12 protein-coding genes and 1 pseudogene are annotated in these 12,600 nt (G+C 63.3%); 5 read left to right on the top strand and 8 right to left on the bottom strand.

Annotation, left to right across the window (positions count from 1 at the left end):
* Window positions 1–367: 367 nt before the first annotated feature.
* Window positions 368–918 (bottom strand): annotated as a pseudogene (locus tag AC3EMP_RS08285) (SOS response-associated peptidase family protein).
* A gap of 116 nt (window positions 919–1,034) precedes the next feature.
* The gene (locus AC3EMP_RS08280) at window positions 1,035–1,298 is read right to left on the bottom strand and encodes a DUF982 domain-containing protein (protein ID WP_352710423.1); all 264 of its coding nucleotides are present in this window, start codon (window positions 1,296–1,298) and stop codon (window positions 1,035–1,037) included.
* Window positions 1,299–1,488: 190 nt separating this feature from the next.
* Between AC3EMP_RS08280 and AC3EMP_RS08275 the strand changes: the two genes are divergently transcribed.
* On the top strand, window positions 1,489–1,947 hold the full coding sequence (locus tag AC3EMP_RS08275) for a hypothetical protein (RefSeq protein ID WP_352710421.1): 459 nt from the start codon (window positions 1,489–1,491) through the stop codon (window positions 1,945–1,947).
* 86 nt (window positions 1,948–2,033) lie between these two features.
* Here AC3EMP_RS08275 and AC3EMP_RS08270 read toward each other — a convergent pair whose 3' ends face one another.
* A complete protein-coding gene (locus AC3EMP_RS08270; protein ID WP_023669673.1) occupies window positions 2,034–2,243 on the bottom strand; it encodes a DUF768 domain-containing protein in 210 nt (69 codons plus the stop codon).
* Window positions 2,244–2,271: 28 nt separating this feature from the next.
* Window positions 2,272–2,433 (bottom strand): hypothetical protein, encoded by a 162-nt coding sequence (locus AC3EMP_RS08265; protein ID WP_023669672.1) that lies wholly within the window; start codon window positions 2,431–2,433, stop codon window positions 2,272–2,274.
* A gap of 148 nt (window positions 2,434–2,581) precedes the next feature.
* On the opposite strand from AC3EMP_RS08265, the gene AC3EMP_RS08260 reads away from it, so the two are divergent.
* Entirely contained in the window at window positions 2,582–3,334 is a 753-nt protein-coding gene (locus tag AC3EMP_RS08260; RefSeq protein ID WP_023730995.1) for a pseudouridine synthase, read from the top strand.
* 22 nt (window positions 3,335–3,356) lie between these two features.
* On the opposite strand, the gene AC3EMP_RS08255 is transcribed toward AC3EMP_RS08260, so the two are convergent.
* Together AC3EMP_RS08255 and AC3EMP_RS08250 are read right to left on the bottom strand one after the other, a co-directional pair.
* A complete protein-coding gene (locus AC3EMP_RS08255) occupies window positions 3,357–3,938 on the bottom strand; it encodes a histidine phosphatase family protein (RefSeq protein WP_023711385.1) in 582 nt (193 codons plus the stop codon).
* Between the two features lie 135 nt (window positions 3,939–4,073).
* Entirely contained in the window at window positions 4,074–5,408 is a 1,335-nt protein-coding gene (locus tag AC3EMP_RS08250; RefSeq protein ID WP_488494603.1) for a dicarboxylate/amino acid:cation symporter, read from the bottom strand.
* Between the two features lie 232 nt (window positions 5,409–5,640).
* On the opposite strand from AC3EMP_RS08250, the gene AC3EMP_RS08245 reads away from it, so the two are divergent.
* From AC3EMP_RS08245 to AC3EMP_RS08235, 3 genes are all read left to right on the top strand, one after another.
* Window positions 5,641–7,500 (top strand): sensor histidine kinase, encoded by a 1,860-nt coding sequence (locus tag AC3EMP_RS08245; protein WP_352710415.1) that lies wholly within the window; start codon window positions 5,641–5,643, stop codon window positions 7,498–7,500.
* Window positions 7,497–8,846, top strand: coding sequence for a sigma-54-dependent transcriptional regulator (locus AC3EMP_RS08240; protein ID WP_352710412.1), 1,350 nt, complete (start codon window positions 7,497–7,499; stop codon window positions 8,844–8,846). The genes AC3EMP_RS08245 and AC3EMP_RS08240 overlap by 4 nt, the downstream gene beginning before the upstream one ends.
* Before the next feature lie 185 nt (window positions 8,847–9,031).
* The gene (locus tag AC3EMP_RS08235; protein WP_032885862.1) at window positions 9,032–9,379 is read left to right on the top strand and encodes a hypothetical protein; all 348 of its coding nucleotides are present in this window, start codon (window positions 9,032–9,034) and stop codon (window positions 9,377–9,379) included.
* Between the two features lie 17 nt (window positions 9,380–9,396).
* Here the strand turns inward: AC3EMP_RS08235 and ggt are convergent, their stop codons facing one another.
* Window positions 9,397–11,136 (bottom strand): gamma-glutamyltransferase, encoded by a 1,740-nt coding sequence (gene ggt, locus AC3EMP_RS08230; protein WP_352710409.1) that lies wholly within the window; start codon window positions 11,134–11,136, stop codon window positions 9,397–9,399.
* Window positions 11,137–11,276: 140 nt separating this feature from the next.
* Entirely contained in the window at window positions 11,277–12,569 is a 1,293-nt protein-coding gene (gene rhaI, locus AC3EMP_RS08225) for an L-rhamnose catabolism isomerase (protein ID WP_352545748.1), read from the bottom strand.
* Between the last annotated feature and the right edge of the window lie 31 nt (window positions 12,570–12,600).

The following is a 12,600-nucleotide window of genomic DNA, read 5'->3' as shown; positions in this document are numbered from 1 at the left end:
GGCGCAATGGCCATCCGTTCTGATTAAGTCGTCTTGGCCAGCCGTGGTCTTCACTCGACCCCGCATGATGAGGTATGACCAAGAAGGATGTAGACTAAACCGGAAGAGACAAGGTGCAGGTGCAAGGCATTGAGAGAAATAGCAGGAACCGAACCAATCCACAGGAATATTTTGTTGGTATTTATGTTGGTAGCAGATGCGGCTAACATTCCCCTAAGTATCTGAAAGCAAAACGGTATTTTCTTCACTTGAATTCCGCCTCTGGGCACCAGTTTTCTCTGAACATCAAGGGCTTGACTTCCTGGCGCCGCACCGACGGATTCCTGATTTCGGCCTGCCGGCTGTGCCGGCAAGCCTCGCAACCGAGTTATGAACTTTCGGGGCGCACGGTCTCCACGCCCAGCGAGCCGGCCGGCAGCGGCTGTAGCAGTTCGGCTTCGGACTTCGTCAGATTGAGCCAGGCGGACCAATTCTCAGGTTGAAGGACCACGACCTGCCGATTGTGATAGGGCGCAATATCGGGTCCAGGATCGGTCGTCAGCATGGTGAAGCTGGGCGGCTTGTTGCCGGCGGCTTCACGCCAAAGCCTGCGATGGCCATGAACGGCGAACCGTTGAGCGTGAAGCGATGCTTTGCCTTCGGATACTTCGTGCCCGTGAACTCGAAGAAGGCGGATGCCGGTACGAGGCAGCGTTTGCTGCCGGCGAATTGCCTGCCTTCGGAGCGGAAGTTGAACACTGGTCCGCCTTTCGGTCCGGCCGGTGGAAATCCGAACGTCATCGACGTCAGTTCGACAGCGCCGGTGTCGCCGGCGGCGCGCATGATCGGGGCCGGATCATTGATGTGGATGTCATCAACCTGCGGCAGGTCAAGTTCCGTCTGATGGGTCGGGATCTCGAGTGCCAGCAACTCCAGCATCCGGCAATATTCAGCCCAGAGAATATGCTGCTCATAGTCGTTGCACATGGAAGGCTCCCGACCGGTCTGCCAGTTTACGTTACGCAAACAAAGAGGCGATGGAAAGCCGTGGCCGTTCAACCCTCGCGGTCGCGCTCGACCAGTATATCGGCCTCGATCGCCGCATTGACGAAGGCCGCGCGGGCATAGCGCGCCTCTTGAAGGCCTTCCAGAACGCCAAGGCAGGCTTTACGGGCGGCGACGTGATAGCCGCCTGTCTTCACGGGCCATCGGTTCATGAGGATGTCAGCGGCCTGCGCGACACGCTCCACCTTGTAGATCGTGTTTCTGGACCTGCCAAGCGCCACGCGAACCGGCTCATCGAAATGCTGATCTTGCATGCTTCCCCTCCCGAACGCGATCGCGAGTCAATTCGGGGGAGGCAAGTTCGGTTCCACGGGAGCGATTTGCCAACGCAATAAACCCGCCCAATGAAATCACTTTGCGCCCATCGGCCAAATGGCGGATTCGCTTTGCTTGGTGATCCCCTCCACCTAGGGCAAACTGCCTGCCGGGGCTGCAGGAGGAGAAATGCGAGCACGCACAGCTACGATCGGCGATCTCGAAAGTGTCTTCCGTGATCTGTCCACGCGGATGTCGGACGAGTATGTGGCCGCCGGCAAGGACAGCAAGGTCGCCTACGACAATCTGATGATGAATTTGAAGGAAGGCCGAGCGCACGCGTTGGTCGAGGGCGACAAGACGGTGGCGATCGTCGCCTGGCACGAGAACAGCGACGCCGCCGACACGCTGTTTGCCGCGCAGGAGGGTTTCTTCAGCGCCGCGACGGTCCGCTTCTGCAGGCGCCACATCCGCCACATTCAGGCGCTGGCCGGCAACCTTCCCATCCACTCGCGCAGCTGGCTGCAGCGGGCCGACGTCGGCAAATGGTTCCGTGTCATCGGTTATGTCGAACGCGGCCGAGAGAACGGCGCCACTGTGTTCGAATTGCCGCCGGCACGGGGAGCGTCAGCTGCGCGGGCTGCCTAGGGCTGCGCACCCACGGATGCCATCAAGATGGCGATGGGCCAATATCGCCTGCAATGGCCTCATATCGGGGGCTCAGATGTCGGGGCTCAGATATCGGGCTGATCCAGCGCCTCGAAAATCACCCGTTCCAGCGGACCGAGATCCTCTTCGATCTCGCTGACCTCAAGGCCTAAATGCCGAGCATCCAGGGCAGCTCGCGTGGTTAGGGTTCGAGCCGTTGCCTTGTCGGCAGGCAGTTCGCCCGGCAGGTGCTCGTGGATCCAGCCCTGCAGGAAATCAACGCCGCGCTCGCTCATCGATTTATCCCTTCCCTTATCTGGGGGATCATTCCCCCAGAATGACCCCAGAAGCGACGATCTGAGCCGTCAGGCTGGTGAGCCTGCCTCGCTTCACGAGCGTCGGCTTTTGGTAGATTTTCTTCATGGCGGTGCCTTTCGCGACAAATCGCTCGTCGGCAACAACGTCCGTCGCGGGGCAGCGTTCCATGGCGGGCTGTTGAGCCCGACCCCCTGACACATCGTATTTGAGAACAGCCCCGCTCCCGCGACCCGTGATGTTGATGCCGCGGCAGGTTGCGAAGCCAATGCGGGGCGTGGCATTTGTCGATGCCGATCATTGGGATGACAAGCAGGACATGGCAAGGCCGCCAGACATCGTCCGACAACAGGCCGCGAGCGCAGGCGTCAGCCTGAACCGGGCGCTTTCCAAACTCGGCCTGTGTTCGCGCAAGCAGGCCGAGCTGCTGATCGCCGAAGGGCGCGTGCGGGTTGGCGGCAAGGTGGTGCGCGATCCGTCGCTGCGCGTCGATCTCGGCCGCGACCGCATCGCTGTCGACGGCGAGCAGATCGTCGGCGAGGCAAAAGTCTACCTGATGATCAATAAGCCGCGCGGACAGGTCACCACGCGCGATGACCCGCAGGATCGTGGCACCGTCTATGACTGCCTGGTGGATCTGGAGTTGCCTTTCGTGTCGCCGGTCGGCCGCCTCGACAAGGCCAGCGAAGGCCTGTTGCTGATGACCAACGACACGCGCTGGGCCAACGGCCTGCTCGATCCGGCCTCGCATGTCGCCAAGACCTATCATGTGCAGATCGGTACCGCGCCCGACGAAGCGATGCTGGCGCGCTTTCGCGACGGAGCGATCGTCGACGGCGAACTGCTGACCGCAAGTTCGATCGAACTGCTGCGCAGCGGCGGCCGCACAGCCTGGCTGGAAATCGTGCTCGACGAGGGCCGCAACCGCCAGATCCGCCGCCTGCTCGGGGCATTCGACATCGAGGTGCTGAGGCTGGTTCGGGTGGCGATCGGCGGTTTGCAGCTCGGCGAGCTCGCCAAGGGCAAGGCGCGGCATCTGACATCGGAGGAATTGGCGGTGCTCGCGCGTTAAGAGGCAGGCTTGCTGAGAAACACTACTTCTGGTTCCACCTGCGTATCACCGGCTCGCTCAGATCGTGCTCATAGCCGAGGATGCTGAGGCTCGCGGTATCAAGCACGAAGTGCGCACCGCCTTCGGGTGGCAGACCGAGCCAGCGCGCGGCCAGCACGCGCAGGAAATGCGAGCTTGAAAACACTAGCACATTGCCCTCGATTGCCCGCAGCCCGGCGATGATCCTGTCGGCCCTGGCACCAACATCCGCTACCGACTCGCCGTCGGGACAGCCGTCACGGAACAATTGCCAGCCGGGGCGCTGCACAAGAATCTCCTTGGTCTTAACGCCCTCATAGGCGCCATAGTCCCATTCCTGCAGGTCGTCCTTCTTGACGGCAGCAGCGCCGAAGCCGGCAAGCGTGCAGGTGCTGAAGGCTCGCTGCGACGGGCTCGACCACACCGCCTGGAAGGACAGATCCTTGAGCCGGTCCGCCACGCCGCGAGCTGCCGCCTCGCCCTTTGCCGTCAACGGTATGTCGGTGCGGCCGGTGTGTTTTCCCGAAGCGCTCCACTCCGTCTCGCCGTGACGGACGAGGTAGATTTCGGGGTACGGATTGCTCATGCGCCGGCCTTTCGGTTTTACGTCCGCACCCTACCCGGGAGGGCCCGGCCAGCGCCAGCCACGTGCAGGCGGAAAAGGAAAGGCCGCAACCAAATCGGCTGCGGCCTTGTGCTCAAACGTCAGTGCCCGGAGCGGTCAGGCGGGCTGCAGATCGCCCGACAGCGCCAGGTCGGCTTCCTCGTACAATGTGCCGGCCATGGCGGCGGCGAACTTGGTCTGGTCGAGTTCGCCTTCCCAGCGCGCCACGACAATCGTCGCCACTGCATTGCCGACGAAGTTGGTCAGCGCCCGGCATTCCGACATGAAGCGGTCGACCCCTAGGATCAGCGCCATGCCGGCAACGGGTACCGTAGGCACGACAGAGAGCGTGGCGGCCAGCGTGATAAAGCCGGCGCCGGTGATGCCGGCGGCACCCTTGGAGCTCAGCATGGCAACCAGCAGCAGCAGAATCTGGTCGCCATAGGTGAGCGGCGTATCGGTCGCCTGGGCGATGAACAGCGCCGCCAGCGTCATGTAGATGTTGGTGCCGTCGAGGTTGAAGGAATAGCCGGTCGGGATGACCAGGCCGACCACCGAGCGGTTGCAGCCGGCGCGCTCCATCTTGGCCATCAGGCCGGGAAGAGCGGCTTCCGAGGACGAGGTGCCGAGCACCAGCAGCAGCTCTTCCTTGATGTAGCGGATCAAGGCGAGGATCGAGAAGCCGTTGTACCAAGCGACAGCGCCGAGCACGACCAGCACGAAGAGCAGCGACGTCAGGTAGAAGGTGCCGATCAGAAAGGCGAGGTTGGCAATCGCGCCGATGCCGTATTTGCCGACGGTGAAGGCCATGGCGCCGAAGGCGCCGATGGGGGCGGCCTTCATCAGGATGGCGACCAGGCGGAAGATAGGCGAGGTCAGCGCCTGCAGGAAATCGACGACCGGGCGGCCGCGCTCGCCGACCAGAGCGAGAGAGATGCCGAACAGCACCGAGAAGAACAGCACCTGCAGGATGTCGCCTTGCGCGAAGGCGCCGGTGATGGTGTCGGGGATGATGTTGAGCAGGAAGCCGACGATGGTCGTGTCATGCGCCTTCTCGGTGAAGGTGGCGACCTTCGAGGGGTCGAGCGTCGCCGCATTGATGTGCATGCCGGCGCCCGGTTGGACGACGTTGGAGACGACCATGCCGACGACCAGCGCCAGGGTCGAAAAGACCAGGAAATAGATCATCGCCTTGCCGGCGACGCGGCCAACCTTTTTCAGGTCGGAGACGCCGGCAATGCCTGTGGTCACCGTCAGGAAGATGACCGGCGCGATCACCATCTTGACCAGCTTGATGAAGGCATCGCCGAGCGGCTTCAGCGAAGCACCGAGTTCGGGATAGAAATGACCGAGCAGGATGCCGGCGGCGATCGCCGTCAGGACCTGCACGTAGAGATGACGGTAAAAGGGTAGCTTGCCGCGCGGTTCGGCGGCAGCGAATGCTGGCTGCATGACGTCCTCCATGGCGCCCCGATCGAAAGCTCGACCTCCCGGGGCAAGTTGTTTCCGCAGCCTCGCGACTGCTGTACTGGTCACTGCAACTGCCGTGCCAGACTGAGCGGCATTACCGTATCCATTGATTTTGTTGGAGATCTTTGTCGACCGAGCTGGTGCGCCGCAACCGCAAGTGCGGACATCCGCATGACTGAATTGTGCTTTGTGCGAAATCATGCACAAATAGGGAATGCTGCAACGCCCTGCCGCGGTCCTGTCGCCGACGCCCGAGCAACTCGGCAAACGCGCGCGTCGCGCCTGGCTGCTGTTTGCGGCGATCGCGCTGGTGATCGTTGCCACGGCGCTCACCGGCGCCGGCCTCTACTCGCGCCGCGCCGAGGTCGCGGCACTGGCGGCGCAAGGCCGCACCGATGCCAATCTGAAGGTTGCGTTGCTGCGCGCCGTGCTGGAAAGCCCGCGGGCGCTGCCGCTGCTCTTGTCCGAGGACCAGCAGGTGCATGACGCCCTGCAGAACAAGGGCGCTGTCACGATCGACGTGCTCAACCGCAAGCTCGAAGGGCTGGTCTCCGGCACCAAGGCTTCGGTGCTTTACGTCACCGGCGTCGACGGGTTTGCGATCGCCTCCAGCAACTGGCGCGAAACAACCAGCTTCGTCGGCAACGACTACGGTTTCCGCGCCTATTTCTCCGGCGCCATGCAATCGAGAACGGCCGAATATTTTGCGCTGGGCAACACCAGCAAGCGCCCCGGCCTCTACATTTCGCGGCGCGTCGGCAATGCGGCGGCACCGCTCGGCGTCGTCGTCGTCAAGATGGAATTCGACCAGCTTGAAGCCGACTGGCATGAGGCCAACCGGCCGGCCTATGTCAGCGACGACCACGGCGTCGTGCTGATCACCAGCGTGCCGTCCTGGCGCTTCATGACCACCGCGCCGCTGGCCGGCCCGGCGGCTGCCGCCATCCGGAGCAGCCAGCAATTCGGCAACGCGCCGCTGATCCCCTTGCCGATCACACGCCCCGAGGCATTGAGCCCTGACGTGTCGATGGTGCATGCGATAACACCGGGCGGCAGCGATGCCGAATATCTCAGGCTTTCGACACTGGTCCAATCGACGCCATGGCGGCTCGATTATCTCGTGCCGGTCGAAGCGCCGATCGCGGCTGCGGTGCGTGAGATGCGGCTGCTGGCGCTGGGCGTCGTAGTGCCGTTGCTGGCGCTGGCCGGCTATCTCCTGTGGCGCCGTCAGTCGGCGCAGATGCGCATCGCCGCCGAACAGGCAGCGCGCATCGAGCTCGAGCGCCGCGTCGTCGAGCGTACGCATGACCTCAGCCTGGCGCGCGACCGGCTGCAGGCCGAGATCACCGATCACCGCAGCACCGAAGCCAAGCTGCAGGTCATGCAGCAGGAATTGGTGCAGGCCAACCGTCTTGCTACCCTCGGCCAGGTTGCCGCCGGCGTCGCGCATGAGATCAACCAGCCGGTGGCAACGATCCGCGCCTATGCCGACAATGCGCGTGTGTTCCTGGAGCGCAAGCAGACCGCCTCGGCCGAGGAGAACCTTGGCGCGATTGCCGCGCTGACCGAGCGCATCGGCGGCATCACCGAAGAGTTGAAGGTCTTTGCCCGCAAGGGGCGCACGGCAGCCGAACCGGTCGAATTGCGCGGCGTCATCGAGGGCGCCGTGGTGCTGCTCAGAAGCCGCTTTGCCGGCCGGCTGGACGCGCTCGATATCACGCTGCCGCCGGTAACGCTCAAGGTGATGGGCAACCGGCTGCGGCTCGAACAGGTACTGATCAACCTGTTCCAGAATGCGCTGGAAGCGCTGGACGGTCGCGACGGCGCCAGGGTGCAGGTGTCGGCGCAGGAGACGGCCGACGGCGTGGCTCTTGCCGTCGCCGACAATGGGCCGGGCATCTCGCCTGCCATCCTCAAGTCATTGTTCACGCCGTTCAACACCTCGAAGGAAAAAGGCCTCGGGCTCGGCCTCGTCATCTCGCAGGACATCGTCGCCGACTATGGCGGACGCATCGAGGTGGTGAGCGGCCAGGCCGGCACGCGCTTTACCATTCACCTCGCCAGGGCAGCATGATGGACACCGCACCGGTCGTATTGATCGACGACGATAGCGAGTTGCTGAGGGCCACGCGGCAGACGCTGGAACTCGCTGGTTTTTCCGTCTCGGCCTTTGCGGTGGCGAACGAGGCGCTGGCCGGGCTCGACGCCAATTTTCCCGGCGTGGTGGTGTCCGACATCCGCATGCCCGGCATTGACGGCCTGCAGCTCTTCGACCGCGTCTTGCAGCTCGATTCCGACATTCCGGTCATCCTGGTCACCGGGCATGGCGACATCGCGGTTGCGGTCAAGGCGATCAAGGATGGGGCCTACGACTTCATCACCAAGCCTTTCGCCGCCGACCGGCTGGCGCAAAGTGTGGCACGGGCGGCGGAAAAGCGCCGGCTGGTGATGGAGAACCGCGCCTTGCGCGAAAGCGCCGAACAGGCGCAGGACGGCCTGCCGCTGATCGGGCAGACGCCGGCGATGGAGCGATTGCGCCGGACGCTGCGGCAAATCGCCGATACCGATGTCGACGTTCTGGTGACCGGCGAGACCGGCTCCGGCAAGGAGGTGGTGGCGAGCCTGCTGCATCGCTGGAGCCGCCGCGCCAGGGGCAATTTCGTGGCGCTGAATTGCGGCACGCTGCCGGATACGGTGATCGAAAGCGAACTGTTCGGCCATGAGGCCGGCGCCTTCACCGGCGCACAGAAGAAGCGCATCGGCCGCATCGAGCATTCGAGCGGCGGCACGCTGTTTCTCGACGAGATCGAAAGCATGCCGGCCTCGACCCAGGTGCAGATGCTGCGGGTGCTGGAAATGCGCGAGGTGACGCCGCTCGGCACCAATGAAATCCGGCCGGTCGACCTGCGCGTCGTCGCCGCCGCCAAGGTCGATCTCGGCGATGCCAGCCGGCGCGGCGCCTTCCGCGAGGATCTCTACTACCGGCTCAATGTGGTGACGATCTCGATCCCGCCGCTGCGCGAACGCCGCGACGACGTCGCCCTGCTGTTCTTCTACTTCGCCGAGCGTGCAGCCGCCCGCTTCCGCCGGCAAATGCCAACAGTGCCTGCCTCAGTGCACCGCCATCTGAGCCAGCACGACTGGCCGGGCAATGTGCGTGAACTCGCGCATTTCGCCGAGCGTTTCGTGCTTGGACTGGAGGAAGCGGCGCAAGCGCCACCTGCCGCCTCGGCGGAGCCGGATGCCGCCAGCTCACTGCCGGAACGGCTGGAACGCTATGAGGCCAATATCATCCGCGAGACACTTGGCCGCAATGACGGCGATGTCCGGCGCACGATTGAAGCGCTCGGCATTCCGCGCAAGACCTTCTACGACAAGCTGCAGCGGCACGGCATCGTGCGCAGCGATTTTTCCAGGTAATTCATTTTCCAGGTAATTCAGGCCTGTGGACCCGAAAGCAGGGTAGATTTTGTGAACCGGCGCAAAAAAACCTTGGCAAGTCGGCATCAGAAAGTGTTGAAGACCGCATCGGCGGCCTTCGGCACGGCGCGATCCGGTTGCGCTCGGCAGATGTTGATGATTTGTTGCCGGTCAGCGGAGAATGAATGATGCGAGAACCTGTCGGTCAAGATGAATATGGATCGACCAATCCATTCGATCCGGACGATCTGACGAATTTGAATGCGATCGGTCCGGCCATGGGCGGCGGCAACGACTTCGAGAAATACGCCGTTGCCGTGATCATCGTCTTCGGCGCGCTGATCATTGGCGGGCTGATGGCCGCTTCCATGACCTTTGGTCACCGCAACGGCTTCCTGTTTGCGCTTGGCGGCGCAACCGCGGCCTGGATATCGGGCAATGCGCTGCTCCTCGACCGTCCCCGCATCTACGCGGCGTTCGTCGTGATCGCGGCGCTGATGCTCGTCGGGTCGACGCTTACGCTCGTCCTCTGATCAATCTCTTGTTTTGATCAGTAGCCAATCGCCTCGCCGGATGCGGCGCGGCTGTCGATGGCGCCGTTGTAGCGGGCGCCGCCGCCCTTCTCGATTTCCGCCAGGCTCTTGCCCCCGACAAGAATGCCGGCCGCCTGACCCCAGGTAGAATCCGCGAGATCGAGGTGGTAGCCCATGCCGGCCAGCAGTTTTTCAGTGTCGGGCGACAGGCCGAAGGGTTCGACATAGATCGTGTCGGGCAGCCATTGATGGTGGATGCGCGATGCGTCGATCGCCTCCTGGATGTTCATGCCGTGGTCGATGACGTTGACGATGGCTTCCAGCGTGATGGTGATGATGCGCGAGCCGCCGGGGCTGCCGATAACCATGAACGGCTTGCCGTCCTTGGCGACGATGGTCGGGCTCATCGATGACAGCGGCGTCTTCTTCGGCTGGATAGCATTGGCCTCTCCCTGGACGAGACCGTAGAGGTTGGGCACGCCAGGCTTCTGGGTGAAATCATCCATCTCGTTGTTGAGCAGGATGCCGGTGCCGTCCGCGACCACGCCGGCGCCGAACGAGCCGTTCAGCGTATAAGTGACCGCGACCGCATTGCCGTCATCGTCGATGATCGAATAGTGCGTCGTTTCCTTCGACTCGCCGAAGCCCTTCGGCATCAAATCCTGCGAGACGCCGGCGCGGAACGGGTCGATCTTGTCGCGGATCTCCTTGGCGTAACCCTCGTCGAGCAGTCTCGAGACCGGATTGTCGACGAAATCTGGATCGCCGAGCGCCGAGTTGCGGTCCACATAGGCGTAACGCATCGCCTCGACCATGACATGCACCGTCTCGGCCGAGCCGGCGCCGAGATAGGACAGCGGGTAGCCCTCCAGCACGTTGAGGATTTCGCAGATGATAACGCCGCCGGAGCTTGGCGGCGGCGAGGACGTGATCTCATAGCCGCGATAGGTGCAGCTCACCGGTTGCAGCTCGCGTACCTTATATTGCTCGAAGTCTGCCTTGGCCAGAATGCCGCCCCTGGCGCCGCTCGCCTTGACGATGGCGTCGGCGATGGCGCCTTTGTAGAAGGCGTCGGCGCCTTTTTCGGAGATGGCGGCGAGCGAGGCTGCAAGATCGGGCTGGAGGAGACGCTCGCCGGCGCCATAGGGTTTGCCGTCCGGCTTCAGGAAGATGGCGGCGGCGGCAGGGTCCTTCGCCAGCCGTGCGACATTGCTTGCGAATGAAGCAGCGTCGCCCTGGTCGAGGATGAAGCCATCCTTGGCATAGGCAATTGCCGGCGCCAGCAAATCCTGGCGTGGCAGCGTGCCATATTTTTCACGAGCCATCTCGAACCCTGCCACGGAGCCCGGTACGCCGACCGCGAGGTAGCCATCAAGGCTGGCGCCCTTCACCGGATTGCCGTCCTTGTCGAGATACATGGTCTTGGTTGCCGCCAGCGGCGCGCGCTCGCGGAAATCGAGGAAGGTCGATTTGCCGTCCTTGAAGCGGATGGTCATGAACCCGCCACCGCCGATATTGCCGGCATTGGGGTAGACGACGGCGAGCGCATAGCCGACGGCGACCGCCGCATCGACGGCATTGCCGCCCTTCTTCAGCACCTCGACGCCGGCTTCCGACGCCAGATGCTGGGCGGTGACGACCATGCCGTGCTCGCCCTTCGCAGGTTGAGGCGATGCGGCATGGAGCGCGCCGGATGGCGCGAGCGCAATTGCGAGCGAAAGGGTGACGCCAATCAGCGTCCGGCGGGTCAAGGGCATGGCGGTGCTCCAAGTGCGGTGTGCCTAGAAGAGCTACATGGAGCGGCCGAGTCCATCATCAATATGAGCGAACACATATTGGTGTTCGCCTGCCGGCAGAGGCAAGCTAATCTCCCCCCTGTGGTGGAGATTAGCCAATCTCAAACAATCCCGCCTGACCCGCCCACAACCGCCGGCCGTTCCGCCGCCACCTTCGCCCGGTAGCCCGCCGCGCGATATGCGGCGACTGGATCAATGGCGCCGCCTGTGTTCAGCCGCGCCATGGCAAGGATCGGCTCGACATCGGTGCGGTAGGCAGCTTTCAGCGTCTGCGTCGCCATCAGTGCATCATTGCCGTCTTGGAAACCCTCGAGCGCCTTGCGGTCGACCAGCAGCGCCTGCGCATAGGCGCGCTGCACCTCGACTGCCGACAGCATCAGGCTTTCGATCGGGTCGGTGACGTTGTGGCTCTGGTCGAGCATGTGGGCGGGATCGAAACCCTCGGCGTCGGACAGCTCGGCATCGACCAGTTCGTTGAAGACCAGGAACAGCCGGTAGGGATCGATCGAGCCGGCATCGAGGTCGTCGTCGCCATATTTGGAATCGTTGAAGTGGAAGCCGCCGAGTTTCTTGAACTGGATCAGCCGCGACACGATCATCTCGATGTTGACGTTGGGCGCATGGTGGCCGAGGTCGACCAGGCAGTAGGCCTTGTCGCCCAGCTCCTTGGCGATCATGTAATTGGTGCCCCAGTCCTGCACGACCGTGGAGTAGAAAGCCGGCTCGTACATTTTGTGTTCGGTGAACAGTTTCCAGTCGGCGGGCAGTCCGGCATAGATCTCCTTCATGGCGTCGAGATAGCGCTCGAAGGCTTTGGCGAAATTGACCTGGCCGGGGAAATTCGAGCCGTCGCCGATCCACACTGTCAGCGCCCTGGACCCTAGCGTCTTGCCGATCTCGATGCATTCGAGATTGTGCTCGACCGCCTGGCGGCGCGTGCCGGCATCGGCATGCGAAAGCGAGCCGAATTTGTAGGAGAGCGTCTGATCCCTGGCATCCGAAAAGGTGTTGGAGTTCATGGCGTCGAAGCCGAGGCCGAAGCGCGAGGCGGCCTGCTTCAGCCGGTTCGGATCGGCCTTGTCCCACGGGATGTGCAACGAGACGGTCGGTGTCGCCTGCGTCAGTTGGCTGATGACGGCGCAGTCCTCGATCTTGTCGAAAATGTCGCGCGGCTCGCCGGCGCCGGGAAAACGGGCAAACCGCGTGCCGCCTGTGCCGACGCCCCAGGACGGAATGGCGACGGCGAATTTCTCGACCTTGCCGCGGATGGCGTCGATGGCGATGCCGCGACGGTCGAGGCGTTCCCCGAGCGAGGCGTAGTCGCGTTCGAGGTCGGGTTTGCGGGCGGCGTTGTGGCTGGCGACGAGATCGGCGGCGATGATGGTTTCGGACAAGTGCTATTCCTCCCAATGCGTTCACGTCAGC

The organism is Mesorhizobium sp. P160219 (assembly GCF_057786095.1).
This window is presented reverse-complemented; position numbering and strand designations above follow the sequence as displayed.